Here is a 19,723-nt window from a genome sequence, read left to right as displayed (position 1 = left end):
GCCTTCAGCTCGAAGTGACTGGCAGGGGTGGGATGCGTGGCTGGGGCGGGACTGGATCGGTGAGGGCCCCGAGCACGGCTCCGGCGCCGAGCTGGCCCGCGAAGAGGCGGTCGACAGCCCCCACCACCGCGTCGGCCGCCTGGCGGCTGCCGAGCAGTCGGGCGACCAGGTCTCGGACGTCGTCCTCGTCGAGGGGGTGGAACGAGCTGTCGCCGATCGGGCCCGGCCGCAGAGCGGCCCACGTGCGCTCACCGGACACCACCGACAGGCGCACCGGACGCTCCTGCGGGAGCCGGGCGTCGAGGTCCTCGGCGCCCCGCACGTGCACGCGCCGGGCGAGGCTGCGCACGACGGGGTCCTCGAGCGCCACGCCCTCGGTGACCTCCGGCCCCACCGAGCCGTGCACGACGGCCGCCGCGACGACGAACGGGATCGAGAACATCGCGGACAGGCGGTTGTCCCAGCTCTGGCGGTCGAGTCCCACGGCGAGGGCGTGCGTCTCCACCGTGATCCGGTCGATCGCCTCGGCGGCGGGCAGCCCGCCCGTGGCACGCAGCTCGAGGGCGGCGTCCGCGGCCGGGTGGGTGAACGAGCAGGCTGCGTGCTGCTTGAAGTAGCCGAGCTCGATGTCCCATCGCGACCCGAGCTGCGAGCTCGCCTCGACCGGGTCGAAGGTGCCCAGCAGGTCACCGAGGGTGTATGCCGCCGTCCCCGTGTTCGTCGCCAGCCCCGCGGCCGCCATACGGGCGGCATTGAGGCCCGAGGCGTTCGAGGCGCCGACCCAGGCGTCCCTGACCCGGTTGCCGTCCAGGGCGCTCGAGAAGTGCGCCGCGACCGGCAGACCCGCCGCCGTGTCGACGGCCGCCGCCGTCGCTTCCCCGTCGAGGCCGAGCAGCCGCGAGCAGCCAGCCGCCGCGCCGGTGACTCCCCAGGACCCATGCGGGTGCATCCCGGGACGCAGCGTGGTCGCGCGCCCGAAACGGGAGGCGACCTCGTATGCCGCGAGCAGGGCCGGCAACAGGGTCTCGGCGTCCGCGTCGCGCGCCGCCGCCAGCGCGAGCACCGCCGGGAAGCCGTGGGCGGCCGGATGTCCCTTCGCGAACTTGTTGCCCTCGTCGAGCTCCAGCCGCACGAGCGCGGTGGCGTTGAGCCAGGCCGCCGTCTCGACCGCCGTGCTGACCCCGCTGCCGAACACCGGCGCCGGACCGGGGCTGGGGTCCCACGCCTGCACGAGGCGCCGCTGCTCGGGGTCCCGGGCGCCCACCATGGTGATGCCGAGGACGTCCAGCAGCACGAGGCGCAGCCGCGCACGGACTGCCGTGGGGACGGCGTCCCATGTCAGCCCCGCGACCCACTGCCCCACGGCCGCGGTGTGTCGCATGGTCGCCGCGTCCATGGCGCTCACATCCCGAGGTACGCGCTGCGCACCCGGTCGTCCTGCGCCAGGGCCGGACCTCTTCCCTCGAGCACGACGCTGCCGCTCTCGAGGACGTAGGCGCGGTCGGCCATGGCCAGGGCCTGGCTGGCGTTCTGCTCGACGAGCAGCACGGCGACACCGGTGTCGCGGATCCGCTTGACCGCGTCGAGGACCGCCCAGGTGAGCTTGGGCGAGAGCCCGGTCGACGGCTCGTCCAGCATGAGCAGCTTCGGTCGGGCCATGAGGGCCCGTCCGATGGCGAGCATCTGCTGCTGGCCGCCGCTGAAGGTCTCCGCCACCTGGGTCCGGCGGTCGTAGAGGATCGGGAAGAGCTCGAACACCTCCGCCAGGGAGGCGACGGTCGCAGCCCGGTCCTGGGTCCAGCCGCCCATCTGCAGGTTCTCCTCGACCGTGAGGCTGCCGAACAGGGCGCGCCCCTCGGGCACGAGCACCAGTCCCTCGCGCACGAGGTCGCTCGGGCGCCGACCCGCGGCGGCCTGCCCGGCGAAGGTGATCGTCCCGGAGGACGGCTTGACGAGACCGGCGATCGTGTTGAGGGTGGTCGTCTTGCCGGCGCCGTTGGCGCCGACGATGGAGACGATCTCGCCCGCGTTCACCTCGAGCGAGATCTCGTGCAGGATCTGCAGCCGGTGGTAGCCGGCCGTGACGTTCTCAAGAGTCAGCACGGGTGGGCTCCTCTCCGAGGTAGGCCTCGATGACCCGGGGGTCCTTGGTCACCTCGTCCGGAGGACCGGAGGTGAGCACCCGGCCCAGGTTGAGCACGAGGACCGAGTCGGACAGCCGCATGACGGCGGCCATGATGTGCTCGACGAAGACGAGCGTGACGCCTTCGTCGCGGCGCAGCCGTTCGAGCAGGTCGAGGACCGGAGCCCGCTCGGTGGGCACCAGCCCGGCCAGCACCTCGTCGAGGAGCAGCACCTTGGGGCGCAGGGCCAGCGCCCGCGCGAGCTCGAGGCGCTTCAGCGCCGCCGTGGGCAGCCCTTCGGTCGGCGCGTCGCGCCACGTGCCGAGCCCGACCGTGTCGATGATCTCGGCCGCCTGGTCTCGAGCGGTCCGGCTGCTGGCCCCGCTGGCGAGCACCGCGATGGTCACGTTGTCGAGCACGCTCATCGAGTAGAACGGGCGCATGAGCTGGAAGGTCCGGACCATGCCGGCCCGGGCGATGACGTGCGGTGGCCTGCCGGTCACCTCGGCGCCGTCGAGGAAGGTGCGGCCGGCGTCCGGGGCGATGGCGCCGGCGATGAGGTTGAAGACCGTCGTCTTGCCGGCTCCGTTCGGTCCGATGACGCCGAGGATGCTTCCCTGCTCGACCTCGAAGCTCACGTCGTCGACGGCGGTGACCCCACGGAAGTGCTTCGTGAGGCCCTCCACCCGAAGGATGCTCATAGTCGGAACCACCTCTCGCGGATGGCGCTGTAGATGCCTTGCGGCAGCACGAGGATGATCACGATGAGCAGCAGGCCGTAGATCATGACGTCGAGACCCCCGCGCCCGGCGAGGAAGGCCAGGAACTCGGGCGGGTTGCGCAGCAGCGTCGCCGTGACGTCCGACAGCGGGCCGAGGATCACCGCTCCGACCAGGGGTCCCCAGATGGTGCCGACGCCTCCGATGACGGCCGGCAGGATCGCCTGGATCGACACCGCCGACCCGAAGGCGAGGTCTGGGTCGATGAACAGGTAGTACTGCACGTAGAACCCGCCCGCCACGGAGGTGATCCCGGCCGAGAGGGCCATGGTCGTCAGCTTGTGGCGCGTGACGGCGATGCCGAGTGCCGCAGCGGCATCCTGGTCGTCGCGGACCGCCAGGGTGAACTGCCCCGTCCGGGAACGCAGGAAGGCAACGCTGATGACGAGGGCCAGGACCACGAACGCAAGCGCGATCCAGAAGTAGTTCGGTGATGCCGGCGCGAACTGCAGCAGCCACCAGGACTCGTCGACCTGGAGCGGGACGTGGTAGCCCGCCGCACGGTTGACCAGGTCGCTGTTCGTGGCCAGCAGCCGGAACATCTCCGCGAAGGCGAAGGTCGCGAGGGCGAAGTAGGCCCCCTTGAGCCGGTATCGCAGCGCGAGGAACCCGGACACGACGGCAAAGAGGGAGGCGACGAGTATGCCGCTCGCCATGCCGATCCATGGCGACACGTGGTGTTGGACGAGGAGCCAGGCGGTGGTGTAGGCCCCCAGCCCGAAGTACGACGCGTGCCCGAAGGAGAACATCCCGCCGAAGCCGCTCATGATGTTCCAGCCGATGGACATCAGCGCCAGGATGAGCACGCGCACGGCGATCGCCTGCTGCGACGGTGGGAGCACCAGCGGCACCGGGGCCATGACCACGGCGAGCACGCCGATGGCGACGAGGTGGCGGTTCCAGGGCCGGCGCGGGAGCGGCGTCGGCGCCGCCCGGTCGACCGTTGCCGTCTGGGTCACGATGACCTCCCGAGGAGCCCCTGCGGCCTGAGGAACAGCACGAGGACGAACACGATGAAGATGGACAGCAGCGGGCTCTGACCGGGCAGGAAGACCCCGCCGAGCTGTTCGGCGAGACCGATGACGAGCCCGCCGACCAGGGCGCCCACGACGTTGCCCATCCCGCCGATGACGACGACGACGAAGGCGACGATGTTGAACAGCGCTCCCGTGCTCGGCTCCACCGTGACCAAGGGCGCCACGAGAGTGCCCGCGGCGCCGGCGCACGCCGTGCCGATGGCGAAGGTCAGCGCGTAGATCCGGCGGGTGTCGATGCCGACGAGCTGGGCGCCGGCGTCGTTGGCGGCCACGGCGCGGATCGCGGTGCCGAGGCGGGTGCGCTGCAGGACGAGGAAGAGCAGCCCGGCGAGCACGAGCGCGCCGACGAAGGCGAGGATGCGCGACAGGTCGGCCACGGCCCCGAACACACCGACCGCCTGGTTCCCGGGCAGCCTGACCGCCCGGGGGTTCGCGCCGAAGAACAGCAGCAGGGCGTTCTCGAGGACCAGGGAGATGCCGAGCGTGATGAGCAGCTGGTTCTCCAGCGGCTTGCCCATGGCGCCCGAGAGGATGCCGCGCTGCACGGCATACCCGAGGACGAACATCACCGGCGCGGTCACGAGCATCGTGAGGTAGGGGTGGAGGCCCACGCTGCTGACCAGCCACCAGGTGACGAAGAGCGCGACGGCCAGGAAGGCGCCGTGGGCGAAGTTGACGATGTCGAGGACGCCGAAGATCAGCGTCAGGCCCATGGCGACCAGGCCGTACACCCCGCCGATGAGCAGGCCGGTGACGATCGCCTGGGTCGCGATGACCGGGCTGTCGGCACGCACGTAGGCCAGCAGGACGGCCACCGCGACGACGGCGACGAGCAGCAGCCGGTGGCGGGTGACGCCGCCCCCGAGTCTGCGCAGCTGGCCGGCAGACGGGGCGGAGTCCGGGGAGGCGTCCTCCTCAGGCGCCAGGCCGCCCGAGGAGGTCACGCCCTGCGGGTCGTTCACCATGGGGTCGTCAGCCGCCGACGGCCGGGTAGCTGGGCTTGGCCTGCGCCAGGTTCGAGGGCCAGACCTGGTTGGTCGCGTCCTTCTGGACCTGCATGAGGATCGGGATGGCGCCCTTGTTCTCGCCCTTCTCGTCGAAGGCGATGGGGCCGCTCTGGGCCATCAGCGACTCGAGGCTGGTCTGGGTGATGGCCTCGCGGATCTTCGCCGGCTCGGTGCTCTTGGCGCGCTCCACGGCGTCCGCCAGGACCCGGACCGAGTCGTAGGACAGGACGGCGCCGGTCCGGATGTCGTCGTTGTACTTCTTCTTGTACAGCGCGGCGAGATCCTTGGTGGTCTGCTTGGTGAAGTCCGGGTGGTAGTTGGCGTCGAAGTACCCCTCGCCCGCCGCGCCCGCGTCCTTGGGGAACTGCGGAAGGTCGAAGGCGCCGTCGGCCACGCCGTACACGGCGTTCACCGCCGGCTTGACCGAGCTGACGGCCTTGGCGACCAGCACGCCGTCGCGGTAGTAGCCGGCCACGGCCAGCACGTCGGCTCCCGAGGCCTTGACCTGGGTCACCTGCGTCGTGAGGTCGGCGACGCTGGCGGCGTCGTAGCTGATCGCCGGAGCGACCTCGAACCCCAGCTCTTTCGCCTTCTTCGTGAACGCGTCGCGCACCCCGGAGCCGAACGGACCCTGCTCGTGGAGGAAGGCCACCTTCTTGACCGGCTTGCCGGCGGCCTTCGACACGTCGAAGAGGTACTGCGCGCCCTGCTGGCCGATCACCGACGCGCTCGGCTGGACGCGGAAGGTGTACTTGTAGCCCTGGCTGAGGATGGAGTCCGCCGAGGAGACGTCGATGACGAAGGGCACCTTGTTGCGCTCAGCCACCGTGGCGACGTTGGCGCTCACGGCACTCTGGTAGGTGCCGACGATGCCCACGGCGCCCTCCTGGATCAGCCGCTGCGCCTCGCTCTGGCCGACCTCCGGCTTGCCCTGGGAGTCGGCCGACACGATCTCGAGCTTCGCGCCGCCGAGCGACTTGATGCCGCCGGCCGCGTTGATGGCCTCGGCGGCGAGCTTGGCGCCGTTGTCCATCTGCTGACCGTCGGCGGCCGCGGCGCCACTCAGCGGGTGCAGGGAGGCGATCTTGATCGTACCCCCCGCGCCTGCGCCCGGGGCGGCCGCGCCACCCGTGCCCGAACCGCCGCACGCGGTGAGCCCGAGTGGGGCCACCAGGGCCACACCGATGAACCAGGCCTTCTTCATGGGTTTGCTCCTGAGTCCAGGACGTTCCGTTGATCGGAACAGTCGCCTTGCGGGCAAGGGTGGCATCGAGACGGGGCAAGGTCAAGGGATCGGCCAACATTCGCTACCGGCCTGTTATCCCAGCGAGATGACCGGCGGCGGGTTCTTGCGTGAGGCGTTTCGTCGCTGCCATACTCCGTTCCACTGACAGGAACACTGGCAGTGAGTCGGGCAACACACATCAGCGGCCGGCCCGTGGGACACGGCGCCGGGCGGGCGGGTAGAGGAGCGCCACTGTGGCCATGGAGCCCAAGACAATGGAGCCCAAGGGAACGGAGCGCAGGGGAACCGAGACTGCGACCCGGGTCGCCGACGTCCTGCTGCTCTTCACGGACGGACCCGACTCGCTCGGTGTCTCCGCGATCGCGCGGTCCCTCGGTCTGTCCAAGACCGTCGTCCACCGCACCCTGTCGAGTCTCCTGGAGCGCGGCTTCCTCGTCAGCGATCCGCACACGCGCGAGTACTCCCTCGGGCCGTCGCTGGCATCGCTGGGCGCCCGCGCCCTGCGTGAGTCCAGCCTGCGCACCGCGGCGCTCCCGGTCATGCGGCGCCTGCACGGCGTCACCGGAGAGACCGTCACCATCTCCGCCCGGGTGCCGGGAGGGCGCGCCTACATCGAGCAGATCGAGAGCACGCGCGAGATCAAGATGACCGTCGAGCTCGGACGTCGCTTCCCACTGCACGCCGGGTCGTCGAGCATGTGCATCCTCGCGTTCCTCCCCGAGGCCGAGCGGCGCGACTACCTGACGGACCATCCGCTCGAGGCGCTCACCACGAAGACGGTCACCGACGCCCGCGAGCTGCAGGCTCGCCTCGAGAACGTTCGGGCCAGGGGGGTCGCCGAGTCCGATGGCGAGCGTCAGCAGGGAGCCGGGTCGGTGGCCGCACCGATCTTCGGCTTCGACGGCCAGGTCGTCGGCGCGCTGTCGGTGTGCGGACCGGCATACCGGATGCACGGCGAGGCCCGGGCGGCCCTGATCCCGCACGTGCGGGCCGCCGCGGACGAGGTGTCGCGCGGACTCGGCTGGCGCGGTGGACCTCCGCACGAGATGACGCAGGACGCCTCGTGAGCGCCGTCCTGCGCACCTGGCTCTACGTCCCGGCATACCACGCCGAACGAGCGCGCAAGGCTCTCACGTCGGGCGCGGATGCCGTCGTGCTCGATCTCGAGGACTCGGTGCCCGCCGAGCGCAAGGACGAGGCGCGGCAGGGAGCGCTGTCCATCCTGCGGGACCTTCCCGCCGAACGGCCCCAGGTGTGGGTGCGGGTCAACCCCCTCACCTCGCCCTGGGGGGAGGCGGACGCCTCGGCGCTTGCCGGGTCGGCGGCGGACGGGGTCCGGGTGCCCCGGGCCGAGGATCCAGAGGAGGTGGCCGTGCTGGCCGGGACGCTGGGCTGTCCGCTGCAGCTGCTCGTGGAGACGGCCCGCGGCCTGAGGGCTGCGCGTGAGCTTGCCGAGGCGCATCCGCAGGTGGCGGGCATCGCCCTGGGCGAGGCCGACCTGGCAGCAGACCTGAGGGTCGCCGAGCGGGGTCTCGACTGGGCGCGAGGGTGGATCGTCGTCGTCGCCCGGGCGGCGGGGCTGCCCTCCCCGGTGCAGAGCGTCTACACCGACGTGGCCGACCTCGAGGGGCTGCGCGCCACCACCGCCGACGGACGCGACCGGGGCTTCCTCGGCCGATCCGTCATCCATCCCCGGCAGGTCTCGCCGGTCCACGAGGTCTACCGCCCCGCCGGGGAGGCGCTCGCGCGCGCCCGAGAGCTGCTCTCGGCCTACGACCGGGCCCGCGAGCGGGGGGACGCCGCCGTCCTCACGCCGGACGGGCGCTTCGTCGACCCGGCGGTCGTCGCCCAGGCCCAGCTCGTGCTCACCCTGGCCAGCCTTGACCCGTCGAGCCCACCAGCACCGTCCCCCACCGAGGAGAACCGATGACCACCGAGGCAAGCAGCCGTGCGGCCGCCACCCGGAGCCTGATCGAGGCAGCCCGCACCACGAGCACGGTGGAGCTCGGGCAGCCCCACTTCACCGGTATGCCGTGCTCCCCCAACCACCCCGGGTTCCGGATGACCCTCATGCGGCGCCACGGCGACATGGTCCGTCCCGACGGCGGCTCGGCGTCCAACGAGATCATCGTCACCGGCGGCCACGTGGGGACGCATGTCGACGCCCTCTCCCACGTGAGCCACGACGGGAGGCTGCACGGCGGTGTCGACGCCGCGGCCGCGCAGGCCGGTGGCAGCTTCTCGGCGCTCGGGGCGGAGCACACCCCCTTCCTGTTCACCCGCGGGGTGCTGCTCGACGTCGCCGCCACCAAGGGCGTCGACGTCCTCCCCGCCGGCTACGGCATCACCGCGGACGACCTGCGTCAGAGCGCGGACCGGGCCGGCGTCCGGCTCGGCGCCGGTGACGTCGCCCTGGTCCGCACGGGATGGGCCCGCCACTTCGGGACCGCCGCCACCTACCTGGGCCAGAGCGACGGCGTCCCGGGCGCCACGACGGAGGCCGCGGAGTACCTTGCCTCGGCCGGGGTTGCGACCACCGGAGCCGACACCACGGCCTACGAGCAGATCAAGCCGGGGGCCGGCCACTCGGTCCTGCCGGTGCATCGGGTCCTCCTCGTGGAGGCCGGCATCCACATCATCGAGCACCTCAACCTCGAGGCGGCCTCCGAGCTGGGCCTGACCGAGTTTCTCTTCGTCATGGCGCCGCTGCGCATCGTCGGCGGCACGGGCTCGCCGATCCGTCCCGTCGCGGTGCTGGCGGCATGACCGCCGGGCAGACCGTCTCGGGGCGGCTGGCCTCCGCCGCCGCCGCGGTGGCCCGCGACGGCCTCTCCGGGGAGCTTCGGCACGACGTCGCACGACGGGTGCTCGATGTGCTCGGCAACTCGCTCGCTGCGGTGGACCAGCCCGCCGCCCGCGCGGTCTCCACGGTCGTCGCCGCGTGGGGCGGGGCCGGCCAGGCCACCGTGATCGGTGGCGGACCACGGCTGCCCGCCGCCACGGCCGCCCTGGTGGGCGGCACCCTCGCGCACTCCCTCGACTTCGACGACACCCACCTGCCCTCCGTGCTGCATCCCTCGTCGTCGGTGGTCCCGGCCGCGCTGGCGGTCGCAGAGGCCACCGGCGGCACGGGGCATGCCCTCCTCGACGCGGCCGGAATGGGCATCGAGGTGACCGTGCGCCTCGGGATGGGCGGGTACGACCGCCGGCTCGGCAACTCCGTCTTCTTCGACCGAGGTCAGCACGCGACGTCGATCTGTGGCGCGGTCGGCTCGGCGGTCGCCGCCGCCATGCTCATGGGGCTGGACGAGAAGGGGATCGCGGACGCCATCGGGATCGCCGCCAGCATGGGCGCCGGGCTGCTCGAGGCCAACCGGACCGGGGGGACGGTCAAGCGGATGCACTGCGGCTGGGCGGCGCACTCGGGCGTCGTGGCGGCCGAGCTGGCCAGGAGCGGCCTGACCGGCCCACCGACCGTCATCGAGGGCCGGTTCGGCTTCCTGCACGCCTTCTGCGGCGACCAGGCCGACGTGGACGCCGTCGTCGCCGGCCTGGGCGTCGAGTGGGAGCTGCCGGGCATCTTCTTCAAGCCCTACCCGTGCAACCACTTCACGCATGCCGGGATCGACGCGGCCCTGCGGCTGCGCGCCGACGGCGTCACCCCGGATGACGTCGTCGAGCTCGAGCTGGGCGTCCCGACGCCCGTGCTGCGGACCATCGCGGAGCCGCCGGAGGCCAAGGCACGCCCGGAGTCCGGCTACCACGCGGCCTTCAGCGGGCCCTTCACCGTGGCCTCCGCCCTCGTCGGCGGCGGCGGACTCGGCGTCGGCCACGAGGACTTCACGGACGAGGCGTCGCGCGACGAGCGGCGCCTCGCCCTGGCGGCCAAGGTGCGCTGCGTGCCGGACGCCCGATGCGACGAGATCTTCCCGAACCAGTTCCCGGCCGTGGTCCGGGCGCTGCTTCGTGACGGCAGCCGCCGCGAGGTGCGCGTGGACGTCAACCGGGGTGGCCCGGGCAACCCGCTGTCCGCCGACGAGCTGGCGCAGAAGTTCCGCACCAATGCCAGCCACCGGCTGGACGGCGCGGACGCCGCCAAGGTGGCCGAGGCGGCCTACGCGCTGCCGACCGGCGGCTCCGTCTCGCGCCTGATGAGCCTGGTCGGGTCATGAGCGCCGGGACCGCGGGCCCAGGGCGGCCAGGCTCGGGACCGGCTGCCGGAGGCGCTCGGCTCGAGCACCTCGCCGCCGCGGCCGCCGGCACGACCTGCGCCCATGCACCGGCCGAGGTGCGCCAGCGTGTCCGCGACCTCGTCGTGGACACCCTGGCCGTCACGGCGTGGGGCAGCCGGCGGGGCGAGCTGCGCGCGCTGCGCGAGCTGGTGGCGGACACTGAGTCACACGGTCGCGCAACGGTGCTCGGCACCTCGATCACTCGGGAGGCGGCGCTCGCCTGTGCCCTCAACGGCTCGGCAGCCGCGGCTGACCAGCTGCAGGACGGCCACCGCGTGGCTCGCGGTCACCCGGGGTCCCACGTCGTCCTCGCGGTGTTCGCCCTGGCGGAGGAGCGGGACTGCTCGGCCCAGGCCATGCTCTCCGCCGTGCTCGCCGCCTATGAGGTCGGTGCCCGGATCGGCACGGCCATGCGGGGCACCCCGCCGGGAGTCCACGACATCGGCACGTGGGGAGCCGTGGCTGCAGCCGCCGGCACGGCGCACCTGCTCGCTCCGGGCGACGCCTCTGCCATGGCCGCCGCCATCGAGCTCGGGTCCTCCGCCATCCTGCTGACCGACGCCGAGACGGTCTTCGGTGGGCACCCGGGCGGCCACGCCTTCCTCGGTGCCTCCGTGGCGCACGGCCTGTGGCTCGGCCAGGCCGCGGCCTCGGGCCTGCGTGCGGCCCCCGGCACCCTGGACCGTCTCCTGGGCCGCCACGCCGCCGCCGACTGGGCCGGCCTGCCGGTCGGGGACGCCGACGGCTGGCAGGCCTACGAGGTGATGCGCGGATATCTCAAGCTGCACCCGGCGTGCGCGCACCTGCACGGCGTCCTCGACGCCCTCGACGACATCCTGTCGACACATCGGGCATCTCACAGCGCGGCCGACGTCGAGCACGTGCTGGTCCGCACGTATGCCGCCGCCAGCGCCTTCGCGGCCCCGGCCGACAACGAGCTCCAGGCCCGTTTCAGCATCCCGACCGCGGTCGCCCTGGCCCTGCGCCATGGTCGCCTCACGGAGGACGTGCTGACCGACTCGGAGGTTCGCAGCCGGGCTGTGCGCGAGCTGGCCGCGCGCGTCGAGGTCACCCACGCGCCCGAGCTGGACGCCGGGTATCCCGATGGCCGGCCATCCTCGGTCGAGCTGACCCTGAGCGACGGCACCTCCGTCTCCGCCCACAGCGCCCGTCCCCGCGGATACGCCGACGGAGCCGCCTCCCGCCCGGCGCTCCGCGCCAAGGCGGAGAGGCTCCTGCGCGGCTCCTTCGGGGACAGCGCCGCGCCGCTGCAGCAGGTGCTGGCCGAGTGGCCCGAGCGGCACTCGCCACGACAGCTCGGCCTCGCCTTCCGCCGCGCCGCCGCCGGTGCCGAGGGCGGGCGGCCGCCCGCGCCCCGGGCCGCCGGCGGCACCGGGCCCGAGGCGGCGACGAGGACCGCCCATGTCTGACACCACCCCTGGCAGCACCCCTGGCACCACCCCTGGCACCACTGCGGACGCCACCGAGGCGACGGCCCGAGCGCTCGCCCAGCGGTTCGTGCGAGACGAGGCGGGATTCGCCCAGCTGACGACCCTCGACGCGCGCGGCTACCCCGTGACCCGCACCATGACGGCATTCCTCCTCGACGAGTGGAGCGTGGCCACCGTGCAGCGCCGCGGGCACCGCAGGATCGAGCAGTGGAGGCGCCGTCCGCAGACGGAAGTCACGTGGGTGGGCTCCCCGCGACCGGGAGCGACCAACGAGCGTCCGCACGTCTTCGACCTCGGACGGCTGCCTCCCCGCGTGGTGGCAGTCCGCGGCGAGGCGGTCCTGATGCCCCCGGGGTGGACCGAGCAGGTCTACCGCGCGGCGGTGACCGCCCAGCGGGCCCGCGGCAACACGCGGGCGCCGCTGCGCTCCCCCGAGGAGGTCGCCGCCGACCTCGTCGGCGTCCTCATCCGCCCCGTCCGGGTGCGCCTCGAGGGCTTCGGCGACGGCGCCCAGTCGTTCACCTTCGTCCCGTAGCCGCACACCAAGGAGACACCTGATGTTCAAGACCATTCTCGGCTACGACATCGAGGACGGCATCACGCAGCAGGACTACGAGAAGTGGCTCTTCGAGGTGCACGCTCCCGACCTGCTCGCCAACCCATACCTCGAGCGCATCGTCTTCAACAAGGTCGAGGGCCGCGTGACGTCGGCCTCCGGCGGAACCGCGCAGATCGCGGCAGGTGAGACCTTCTACCGCATCGCGGAGATGCACTTCGCCGACGAGGCGGCCTACCGTGCCTACCGGGACTGGTTCACCGAGCACCCGATCCCTCTCGACCGCGGGCCGGCCGGACGCACGCGGTTCAAGTTCTACGTCACCGCCACGCCCACCGAGGTCACCCGCGAGTCCCTCGCCGACTCCAGCCGGTGACCGTGTCCGCACCGCTCGCCGAGGCCCTCGACGCCGCACTCACCGTGGCCCCGCCCGCGGCCGAGGCCATCCTCGCCGATGCGCAGGCGCAGCTGGCGCACCTGGGCAGGCTCGGCCCCGACCCGGACCTGTCCGAGCTCGCCCCGCAGCAGGACCCGGGCGACACCCCGCTGCTGAGCACGCCGCACACGGCATCGACCTATCCGGCCCTGCTCTGGAACGGCGAGCGGTTCGAGCGGCTTTCTGCCCCATGGGCGGCCCGGCTGGCCTTCCTCGCGCGGGTCGCCGCCGGCGACGCCGCCGAGCCGGTCCGCCTGGCGCGTGCGGTGTGGGCGGGTGAGGTCGTGCGCCGGCTCTGGCCGCCCGCCCCGGAGGGTCCCGCCCGCGCCGGCCTCACGACCGACTCCGTCGCCGCCGGTGCGTGCGCCGCCGTCGCCTCCGGCATCGAGGGAGACGAGCTCGCGGCCGTGGCCGAGCTGGCCGCCGGCCTGATGCTCGTGACCCCGGTCGATGTCGGGGCCGGCGCCCCGGCCGGCGCCACGCCGCACCTCGCCGGCCTCGCTGCTGGCCACTGCCTGGCCGCCGGGTGGCTGGCGGTGCAGCTCTTCCGGTGCGGGGTGCTCGCCGCGCCCGGCACGGCCCTGGAGGTCCTGGCCACCCGGGAGGCACCGTGAGCGGCATACCCGTCCTGCTCAACCTTGCCCGTCCGCGCCGCGAGATCGATCCCGTGACGATCGCGCGACAGGCGCGTGCGGCGGGCCTCAGCGGCCTGGGGTTCGCCGACAGCCCGCGCCTCTTCCCCGATCCACTCGTGGAGACGGCGAGGGTGCTCTCGGCCGAGCCCGAGGTCATGGCAGGTCCCTGCGTGCTGTCCCTGCCGCTCGTCCATCCCGCGCGCGCGGCCAGCGCGCTCTCCACGCTCGCCGGCGACTTCCCCGGCCGGGTGGCCGCGGTCGTCGGACGAGGGGAGAGCTCGCTCGCCAACGAGGGACTGCGCCCGCCGGCCCTCAGGGAGTATGCCGCTCTGCTCGCCGCGCTCCGCTCTCGCCTCGACGAGACCCAGACCCAGCTGCCCCTGATGGGGGCCGCCTCCGGGCCGCGGACGATCGAGGTGACCGCCCGCGAACTCGGCGGAGTCCTGCTCGACGTCGGTGTCCACCCGAGCGCCGTCGCCGCTGCGGCCGAGCACGCCCGGGCCGCACACGGCGAGGCCAGAGTGTGGGCGTTCCTGCGCGTCGTCATCGCCGAGGACGCGTCAGGGGCGGCCACGGCCGGTGCCTCCTTGCTCGGGTCGTGCGCCTCCCGCGTCGTGGCGGCCCCGGACTGGTACGGGGTCGGAGCCGACCTGGCCCGCGAGGTGGCCGACCTCGCGGCATCCCATGACTACCGGCGCCACGGCACCAGCCCGGCCCACCGCGTCGAGGACACCGGCGGCTCGCCGCACGTCCGAGCCGCGCAGCTGGTCCGGGACCGGTTCATCCTGGCCGCCACGACCGAGGCGGTCGCGCTGCGCCTCGGCGAGCTCGTCACGGCCGGTATCTCCGGCGTCATCCTCGCCGGCGGGCTGCCTGGAGTCCTCACCGACCTCGTTGAGCTGGGCCTCGCCGCGCGCGCCGTGGTCCGCACCGGCACCCCCACGCGGGAGGACTCGCCGTGACGCCCGACAGCCTGCCGTTCCCGGCCCGCCTCGAAGCACTGGCCGCCTTCGCCGCGGCCGGACACCGCACCCGGCTGCCCGCGGAGGTCGACGCGTTCGCGCGGGTGCTGCTGCTCGACACGCTCGGAGCGCTCGTCGGGGGCACCCGCTACCCCGAGGTCAGGCGGATGCGAGAGTGTCTGGGCGCAGGGGACCTGAGGGGCGAGGACCTGCCCTTCGCCGCGCTCTTCAGGCTGGGCGCGGCGGCCACGTGGCTGGATGCCGACTCCGGGGGCTCGTTCCACCCCCAGGGGCACCGCCTGCCGCCCGTGCCCACCGCCCACCCTGCCCCGCACGTCCTTCCCGTGGTCCTCCAGGGCGCGGCCCGGGGCGCCTCGGACGACGAGCTCGTCCGGGCCTTCGCCGTGGCCACGGAGGTCGGGCTCCGCTTCGGCACCGCCACGTCGCTGCGGCCCGGCATGCACCCGCACGGGCTTCACGGGCCGGTGGCCGCCGCGGTCGCCTCGAGCCTGCTGCGCGGCCACTCACCCGCCCAGCTGGCCACAGCCATGGGACAGTCGCTGCGCCTCCTCGCGGCCGCTCGGCTGTGGCAGCCCATGCAGGGCGGGACCGTGCGCAACGCCTGGACGGGCCTCGGCGCCTACTACGGCGCCCGCGCCGCCGCCGAGGCCGGCCTCCGCGGCGGGCTCGACCCGACCTCGGCCGGCGCCGTGCTCCAGGCCTCGGTCATGGAGGACGTCGGTGACCTGCCGGGACTCACTGCCGGGCTGGGCTCACGGTGGACGTTCCTCGACAGCTACCTGAAGCCGTATGCCTGCGCCCGGTGGATTCATCCCGCGCTCGACGCCCTCTCAGGCGCGCTGGCAGACGGTGGAGGCGAACCGTCGAGCCGGGTCGCACCCGGTGATGTCGACCACGTCCTCGTGGACACCTTCGCGTATGCCGCCGGCCTGGACGCGGTGGACGCGCGCTCCGACCTGCACGCGCGGTTCTCGATGCCCTTGTGTCTGGCCACCCTCCTGCGCGACGGTGAGCTCCATGCGGCGGGCTTCCTGCCGGAGCGGCTGGCCCGTCCCGAGGTCCGCGAGCTCGCGCGGCGGATCACGTTGCGGGAGAACGCGAAGTTCAGCGCCGCCCTGCCTCGGGAACGGCCCACGACCGTGACCGTCACGTGGCGGGACGGCCGCACGGCCTCCTGCCACGTCCGCAACGCGCGCGGCAACCCGGCCGACCCGCTGTCGGCCGACGAGGTGGCGGCCAAGTTCGCGTCGAACGTCGAGACGGTCCTGTCCGAGGGCGCGCTCGAGCGGTGCCTCGACGCCTTCCTCGTCGGGCGGAGCGGTGCGGGCTCCGCCCTCGCCGTCGTCGCCGACGAGGTCGTGGTGGGGACTGGTGCGCCGGCGCTCAGGCAGGTCTGGTTCAGAACAGGTCGGTCACGCTGCGGGTAGCCGTGTAGAGGCCCACGGCGATGAGCAACACGGCGAAGGAGCGCGCCAGGTGCTGAGGGTTGGCGCGTGAGGTGATGCGCCCGCCCACCAGGCTGCCCGTGACGGCGGCGGCGGTGAAGCCGACGATGAGCGCCCAGTCGAGGTGGTTGTCCTCGCCGGACAGGCGGGCCAGGAGCGCAGTCCCGCTGTTGACGGCGATGACGAGCAGGGACGTGCCCACCGCGGTCGGCATGTCGTAGCCGAGAGCGAGGACCAGGGCGGGGACGAGGGCGAAGCCACCTCCGACGCCGAAGAAGCCGGTCAGCAGGCCGACGGCGGTAGCCGTGAGCACCAGCCTGGCCACCCAGGCACAGGCGCAGGTGAAAGGGTGCAGCGTCATCTGGCGCTGGGCACTGACGTCTGGGCCCTCCTCCTGCTGGTCGCCCGAGCGGCGGAGCATCAGGGTGGCCACGACGAGCATGAGCGCGGCGAACGTGCCGAGCAGCACCTCGCGTGGAACACGAGCCGACAGCGCGGAGCCGCCGAAGGATCCCGCCGTGCCGAGGATCCCGAAGAGGAGCCCCTGTCCGGCGCGCACGCGGCGGGCTCGGGCGTGCGGGACCAGCGCGAGGAGGGAGCTGGTGCCGACGATCAGCAGTGAGCTTGTCGTGGCGGTCCTGGGCGCCTGTCCCAACGCATAGACCAGCGCGGGGACGGTGAGGATGGAGCCGCCACCACCGAGGGCCCCGAGGGCCAGCCCGATGAGCAGCCCCATGGGGATCGTCAGGAGCGGCACGGCACGTCCTCTCACGGGCCGGGATGGGCAGGGAGGCCGCCAAAGGGTGGCGCCGCCCCGATCGGGGGTGTGGCCTCAGCCGCGGCCGAAGAGCCCGCGCAGGATCGAGCCGCTCCCGGCGTCGGAGCCGCGGTCCACCGGGTGGCCGGGGCAGCGCTCCGCGGGTCTGACGTTGGCCATGACCTGCTCGACGTGCTGACCGCACCCCGCCCAGGTGGTCTTGCCGCAGGTCCTGCAGGTGGCGGGCCGACACATGATGGCGCTCCTTGAGGGTTGTCGTCGCTGCAGTGGTGGCGGGCGTGGTCAGCCCTTGGCGGGGACCACAGGAAGGCCGGAGGCGGCGGCGTGCTCGTCGAAGCTGTCGTCGACGACGACGACGTTCTCGGCGCTGTGGCCGCGGGCGGCGAGGACCGAGGCCGCGACGGAGGCGCGGTAGCCGCTTCCGCAGTGCACCCACACCTCGCCGTCCGGGACGTCCTCCAGGCGGTCGAGCAGGTCACCGAGGGGCACGTGCACGGCCCCCTCGATGTGGCCTGCGGTGAACTCGGAGACCTGCCGGACGTCGAGGATGCTGATGCCGCGGTGGTGGCGGACCTGGGTCAGGTCGGCGAACGTGGCGCGCCGGAGGCGCTCGACCGGCGCGTCGGTCCAGTCCTCGGGGGTGCCGGTGGCCGCGCCGGCAAGGCGGTCGATGCCGATCCGCACGAGCTCGCGCTGCGCCTCGGTGATCTGGTCCGGGCTCTCGCCGAGCAGGGTGAGCGGGGTGCCCCATGGGATCAACCAGCCCAGGTAGGTGGAGAGCTCACCGTCCAGGCCGAAGTTGAGAGTGCCGGCGGCGTGCCCGGCCGCGAATGCGGTGCGGGTGCGCAGGTCCACGACCCACTCCCCGCCGGCGATGCGCCTGGCCAGCGTCGCCGCGTCCGCCGTGGCGGGCAGTGACAGGTCAGCCGCACGCGGCCCGGCAGCGTTGGCCGCGCTCATGTGCACGTAGTAGGCCGGGTAGGCGTCCAGGCCCGCGAGGGTCTCGGCGACCCAGCGTTCCTCGTCCTGGGTGAGCGCTGGGTTGGCCCGCTTCTCCTCACCGACCGTCGAGGCGCTCGCGCCGCTGGTGGAGCCGGTGGAGCCGGTGGAGCAGAAGCTGCCGAAACCGTGGGTCGGCAGGACCTGGGCCTGCTCTGGCAGCTCCCCGGCCAGCCGGTGGGCCGAGGCGTACTGGCGGTGGACCAGGTCGAAGGTGTGTTCCTGCCCCAGGAGGTCAGGCCGTCCGGTGGCGCCGAACAGCAGCGACCCGCCGGTGAAGACACCGACCGGCTCGCCACCGTCCTCGAGAGCGTAGGACAGGTGGGTGTAGGTGTGCCCGGGAGTGGCGATGGCACGTATCCGCAAGGACGACGAGATGTCCACGACCTCGCTGTCCCGGATCGGGGTGCGCTCGAAGGAGACCTTATCGGCGGCGTTGATGCAGTAGGCCGCGCCGGTCGCCTGGGCGAGCGCGAGGCCGCCGGTGACGTAGTCGTTGTGGATGTGGGTCTCGAAGACGTGCGTGATCCGGACGCCGGCGTTCTCCGCGAGGGCGAGGACGCGGTCGATGTCTCGCTGCGGGTCGACGACGAGGGCCACGCGCCCGTCGTGGGCAAGGTAGCTGCGGTCGCCGAGGGTGGGCGTCTCGATCGGGACGATGGTGGCCATCGGTGCGGTGGTCCTTCCGGAGAGGCAGGCAGGCAGGGGGGCACGCAGGCGATCCGCATGCCGGTGGACATACCCAGCGGGGTATGCCTCGGGACCCGAGCCTAATACCCGCCGGGGCATGCACGTCAAGTGCGGGCGCGGAACGCCGCCGGCAGAGCGCTGCAGCCGGAGCGCTGTGTCGGCCCACCGTGAAGGCACGACCGGCACGCGGCACGGCATACCCCGGTCGGTATACTTGCCACGAGCACCCCCACCTGCTCGCGAAGCCGTCGAGGCACCGCCGGGCGGCGCCGGACCGGCCCAGGACCTCTCCGTCTTCACCCCGACAGAAAGGAGCACCGACATGGGATACGCCCTAGGCACCATCCTCGCCCGCGGCTTCGACGAAACCCTCGAGGGGACCCGCACGGCCCTCTCGGAGCAGGGGTTCGGCGTCCTGACCGAGATCGACCTGCGGGCCACCTTGAAGGCCAAGCTGGACGCCGACATCGAGCCACAGGTCATCCTCGGCGCCTGTCGTCCGCCGCTGGCGCTGGCCGCTCTCGAGGCAGAGCCGTCCGTTGGCCTGCTCCTGCCCTGCAACGTCGTCGTTCGCTCACTCGGAGCAAACCGCACGGCCGTCGAGGCGATGGACCCGGGCATTCTGGTGCAGCTCACGGACAACCCGGCACTGGCGGACGTCGCCGCAGACGCCCGGGCCAGGCTCACCGCCGCACTCGACAGCCTCGCACCAGCCCCCGCCTGACCCGCGGCCCACCACGCCACCTCCAACCGCCCCCCCCGTATCCGAAGGACGTCTCATGGTCTCTCTCAACGCCGCCGACATGACCCCCGTGATCAACCGCCTGCGTCGGGCCCAGGGCCAGCTCGGCGGTGTCATCCGCCTGATCGAGGAGGGCCGGGACTGCAAGGACGTCGTCACGCAGCTCGCCGCGGTGGGCCGCGCTCTGGACCGCGCCGGCTTCGCCATCGTCTCCTCCGGCATGCGGCAGTGCCTCTCCAGCCCGGAGGGCATCAGTGCCGAGGACCAGGCCACCATGGAAAAGCTCTTCCTCACCCTCGCCTGAGATGCCGCCGAGGGGCCACCCCAACGGAGCAGGCGTGGCCCCCTGCGCTCGGTGGACTCGCGCGACTTCGGCCCCGTGGACCTCGGGAGGATCGATGGCCGCGTGCTGCTGCGGATGTGGCCACCGGACCGATAGCCGCCGTCGTCTCGCTTGGGCTCGGTCACGTCCTCGCCGCGGTGAACCGGCGTCCGGTGACCGACGTCGGGTCGATCCGCACGTAGTGCGACTTGGGCCCCGGCTGCCACGGGAACAGGGGCAGCATCATCGCGTCGAGCACGTC

The 19,723-nt window shown here is 73.0% G+C and carries 21 protein-coding genes; 12 read left to right on the top strand and 9 right to left on the bottom strand.

All coding sequences use genetic code 11. The features are described 5' to 3' along the window. Positions 1 to 4: 4 nt before the first annotated feature. Genes VFJ94_RS16420 through VFJ94_RS16395 form a run of 6 tightly spaced genes read right to left on the bottom strand, consistent with a single transcriptional unit; the run spans position 5 to position 6,150 of the window. Positions 5 to 1,396 carry an MmgE/PrpD family protein gene (locus VFJ94_RS16420; RefSeq protein ID WP_325005305.1) on the bottom strand — a complete coding sequence of 464 codons (1,392 nt, stop codon included), beginning with the start codon at positions 1,394 to 1,396 and terminating at the stop codon, positions 5 to 7. A gap of 5 nt (positions 1,397 to 1,401) precedes the next feature. Beyond that, positions 1,402 to 2,103: an ABC transporter ATP-binding protein gene (locus VFJ94_RS16415; protein ID WP_325005304.1), complete on the bottom strand. Its 702-nt coding sequence runs from the start codon at positions 2,101 to 2,103 to the stop codon at positions 1,402 to 1,404. Continuing rightward, positions 2,090 to 2,824, bottom strand: a complete 735-nt coding sequence (locus VFJ94_RS16410) for an ABC transporter ATP-binding protein (RefSeq protein ID WP_325005303.1) — start codon at positions 2,822 to 2,824, stop codon at positions 2,090 to 2,092. Before VFJ94_RS16410 ends, VFJ94_RS16415 begins: the two co-directional genes overlap by 14 nt. Beyond that, positions 2,821 to 3,861 (bottom strand): branched-chain amino acid ABC transporter permease, encoded by a 1,041-nt coding sequence (locus tag VFJ94_RS16405; RefSeq protein ID WP_325005302.1) that lies wholly within the window; start codon positions 3,859 to 3,861, stop codon positions 2,821 to 2,823. The genes VFJ94_RS16410 and VFJ94_RS16405 overlap by 4 nt, the downstream gene beginning before the upstream one ends. Further along, positions 3,858 to 4,904 (bottom strand): branched-chain amino acid ABC transporter permease, encoded by a 1,047-nt coding sequence (locus VFJ94_RS16400; RefSeq protein ID WP_325005301.1) that lies wholly within the window; start codon positions 4,902 to 4,904, stop codon positions 3,858 to 3,860. The genes VFJ94_RS16405 and VFJ94_RS16400 overlap by 4 nt, the downstream gene beginning before the upstream one ends. 7 nt (positions 4,905 to 4,911) lie before the next feature. Beyond that, entirely contained in the window at positions 4,912 to 6,150 is a 1,239-nt protein-coding gene (locus tag VFJ94_RS16395; protein WP_325005300.1) for an ABC transporter substrate-binding protein, read from the bottom strand. A gap of 281 nt (positions 6,151 to 6,431) precedes the next feature. Between VFJ94_RS16395 and VFJ94_RS16390 the strand changes: the two genes are divergently transcribed. The 10 genes from VFJ94_RS16390 to VFJ94_RS16345 are packed head-to-tail and all read left to right on the top strand — an operon-like array spanning position 6,432 to position 15,912. Further along, positions 6,432 to 7,259 carry an IclR family transcriptional regulator gene (locus tag VFJ94_RS16390; RefSeq protein ID WP_325005299.1) on the top strand — a complete coding sequence of 276 codons (828 nt, stop codon included), beginning with the start codon at positions 6,432 to 6,434 and terminating at the stop codon, positions 7,257 to 7,259. Further along, positions 7,256 to 8,122: a CoA ester lyase gene (locus VFJ94_RS16385; protein WP_325005298.1), complete on the top strand. Its 867-nt coding sequence runs from the start codon at positions 7,256 to 7,258 to the stop codon at positions 8,120 to 8,122. Before VFJ94_RS16390 ends, VFJ94_RS16385 begins: the two co-directional genes overlap by 4 nt. Further along, the gene (locus VFJ94_RS16380) at positions 8,119 to 8,958 is read left to right on the top strand and encodes a cyclase family protein (RefSeq protein WP_325005297.1); all 840 of its coding nucleotides are present in this window, start codon (positions 8,119 to 8,121) and stop codon (positions 8,956 to 8,958) included. Before VFJ94_RS16385 ends, VFJ94_RS16380 begins: the two co-directional genes overlap by 4 nt. Next, complete coding sequence (locus VFJ94_RS16375) at positions 8,955 to 10,364, top strand: MmgE/PrpD family protein (protein WP_325005296.1); 1,410 nt, start codon at positions 8,955 to 8,957, stop codon at positions 10,362 to 10,364. Before VFJ94_RS16380 ends, VFJ94_RS16375 begins: the two co-directional genes overlap by 4 nt. Further along, entirely contained in the window at positions 10,361 to 11,854 is a 1,494-nt protein-coding gene (locus VFJ94_RS16370) for an MmgE/PrpD family protein (protein ID WP_325005295.1), read from the top strand. The genes VFJ94_RS16375 and VFJ94_RS16370 overlap by 4 nt, the downstream gene beginning before the upstream one ends. After that, positions 11,847 to 12,410, top strand: a complete 564-nt coding sequence (locus VFJ94_RS16365; protein WP_325005294.1) for a hypothetical protein — start codon at positions 11,847 to 11,849, stop codon at positions 12,408 to 12,410. Before VFJ94_RS16370 ends, VFJ94_RS16365 begins: the two co-directional genes overlap by 8 nt. A 22-nt stretch (positions 12,411 to 12,432) precedes the next feature. Further along, entirely contained in the window at positions 12,433 to 12,807 is a 375-nt protein-coding gene (locus tag VFJ94_RS16360; protein WP_325005293.1) for a hypothetical protein, read from the top strand. Then, positions 12,804 to 13,481 carry a hypothetical protein gene (locus VFJ94_RS16355; RefSeq protein ID WP_325005292.1) on the top strand — a complete coding sequence of 226 codons (678 nt, stop codon included), beginning with the start codon at positions 12,804 to 12,806 and terminating at the stop codon, positions 13,479 to 13,481. Before VFJ94_RS16360 ends, VFJ94_RS16355 begins: the two co-directional genes overlap by 4 nt. Continuing rightward, the gene (locus VFJ94_RS16350; protein ID WP_325005291.1) at positions 13,478 to 14,464 is read left to right on the top strand and encodes an LLM class flavin-dependent oxidoreductase; all 987 of its coding nucleotides are present in this window, start codon (positions 13,478 to 13,480) and stop codon (positions 14,462 to 14,464) included. The genes VFJ94_RS16355 and VFJ94_RS16350 overlap by 4 nt, the downstream gene beginning before the upstream one ends. Next, complete coding sequence (locus VFJ94_RS16345; RefSeq protein WP_325005290.1) at positions 14,461 to 15,912, top strand: MmgE/PrpD family protein; 1,452 nt, start codon at positions 14,461 to 14,463, stop codon at positions 15,910 to 15,912. Before VFJ94_RS16350 ends, VFJ94_RS16345 begins: the two co-directional genes overlap by 4 nt. Here VFJ94_RS16345 and VFJ94_RS16340 read toward each other — a convergent pair. The 3 genes from VFJ94_RS16340 to VFJ94_RS16330 all read right to left on the bottom strand — a co-directional run bounded on the left by VFJ94_RS16340 (position 15,884) and on the right by VFJ94_RS16330 (position 18,376). Further along, complete coding sequence (locus VFJ94_RS16340; protein WP_325005289.1) at positions 15,884 to 16,687, bottom strand: sulfite exporter TauE/SafE family protein; 804 nt, start codon at positions 16,685 to 16,687, stop codon at positions 15,884 to 15,886. The two genes, VFJ94_RS16345 and VFJ94_RS16340, sit on opposite strands and share 29 nt — an antisense overlap. A gap of 75 nt (positions 16,688 to 16,762) precedes the next feature. Further along, complete coding sequence (locus VFJ94_RS16335; RefSeq protein ID WP_325005288.1) at positions 16,763 to 16,942, bottom strand: hypothetical protein; 180 nt, start codon at positions 16,940 to 16,942, stop codon at positions 16,763 to 16,765. Between the two features lie 48 nt (positions 16,943 to 16,990). After that, on the bottom strand, positions 16,991 to 18,376 hold the full coding sequence (locus VFJ94_RS16330; RefSeq protein ID WP_325005286.1) for an MBL fold metallo-hydrolase: 1,386 nt from the start codon (positions 18,374 to 18,376) through the stop codon (positions 16,991 to 16,993). Positions 18,377 to 18,719: 343 nt separating this feature from the next. On the opposite strand from VFJ94_RS16330, the gene VFJ94_RS16325 reads away from it, so the two are divergent. Next, positions 18,720 to 19,121, top strand: a complete 402-nt coding sequence (locus VFJ94_RS16325) for a DUF302 domain-containing protein (protein WP_325005285.1) — start codon at positions 18,720 to 18,722, stop codon at positions 19,119 to 19,121. A gap of 55 nt (positions 19,122 to 19,176) precedes the next feature. Continuing rightward, entirely contained in the window at positions 19,177 to 19,443 is a 267-nt protein-coding gene (locus tag VFJ94_RS16320) for a metal-sensitive transcriptional regulator (protein WP_325005284.1), read from the top strand. Positions 19,444 to 19,723: the final 280 nt, after the last annotated feature.

It is taken from the genome of Intrasporangium sp. (genome assembly GCF_035688975.1).
Lineage (GTDB): Bacteria > Actinomycetota > Actinomycetes > Actinomycetales > Dermatophilaceae > CALMNV01.
The sequence above is the reverse complement of the archived record's forward strand: the minus strand, read 5'-3'. Positions and strand labels throughout refer to the sequence as shown.

What these genes read in the sequence shown, in the direction of transcription:
- VFJ94_RS16420 (WP_325005305.1), bottom strand. Translation starts at nt 1,396, where the DNA reads ATGGACGCGGCGACCATGCGACACACCGCGGCCGTGGGGCAGTGGGTC.
- VFJ94_RS16410 (WP_325005303.1), bottom strand. Translation starts at nt 2,824, where the DNA reads ATGAGCATCCTTCGGGTGGAGGGCCTCACGAAGCACTTCCGTGGGGTC.
- VFJ94_RS16400 (WP_325005301.1), bottom strand. Translation starts at nt 4,904, where the DNA reads ATGGTGAACGACCCGCAGGGCGTGACCTCCTCGGGCGGCCTGGCGCCT.
- VFJ94_RS16395 (WP_325005300.1), bottom strand. Translation starts at nt 6,150, where the DNA reads ATGAAGAAGGCCTGGTTCATCGGTGTGGCCCTGGTGGCCCCACTCGGG.
- VFJ94_RS16390 (WP_325005299.1), top strand. Translation starts at nt 6,432, where the DNA reads ATGGAGCCCAAGACAATGGAGCCCAAGGGAACGGAGCGCAGGGGAACC.
- VFJ94_RS16380 (WP_325005297.1), top strand. Translation starts at nt 8,119, where the DNA reads ATGACCACCGAGGCAAGCAGCCGTGCGGCCGCCACCCGGAGCCTGATC.
- VFJ94_RS16375 (WP_325005296.1), top strand. Translation starts at nt 8,955, where the DNA reads ATGACCGCCGGGCAGACCGTCTCGGGGCGGCTGGCCTCCGCCGCCGCC.
- VFJ94_RS16370 (WP_325005295.1), top strand. Translation starts at nt 10,361, where the DNA reads ATGAGCGCCGGGACCGCGGGCCCAGGGCGGCCAGGCTCGGGACCGGCT.
- VFJ94_RS16365 (WP_325005294.1), top strand. Translation starts at nt 11,847, where the DNA reads ATGTCTGACACCACCCCTGGCAGCACCCCTGGCACCACCCCTGGCACC.
- VFJ94_RS16360 (WP_325005293.1), top strand. Translation starts at nt 12,433, where the DNA reads ATGTTCAAGACCATTCTCGGCTACGACATCGAGGACGGCATCACGCAG.
- VFJ94_RS16335 (WP_325005288.1), bottom strand. Translation starts at nt 16,942, where the DNA reads ATGTGTCGGCCCGCCACCTGCAGGACCTGCGGCAAGACCACCTGGGCG.
- VFJ94_RS16330 (WP_325005286.1), bottom strand. Translation starts at nt 18,376, where the DNA reads ATGGCCACCATCGTCCCGATCGAGACGCCCACCCTCGGCGACCGCAGC.
- VFJ94_RS16325 (WP_325005285.1), top strand. Translation starts at nt 18,720, where the DNA reads ATGGGATACGCCCTAGGCACCATCCTCGCCCGCGGCTTCGACGAAACC.
- VFJ94_RS16320 (WP_325005284.1), top strand. Translation starts at nt 19,177, where the DNA reads ATGGTCTCTCTCAACGCCGCCGACATGACCCCCGTGATCAACCGCCTG.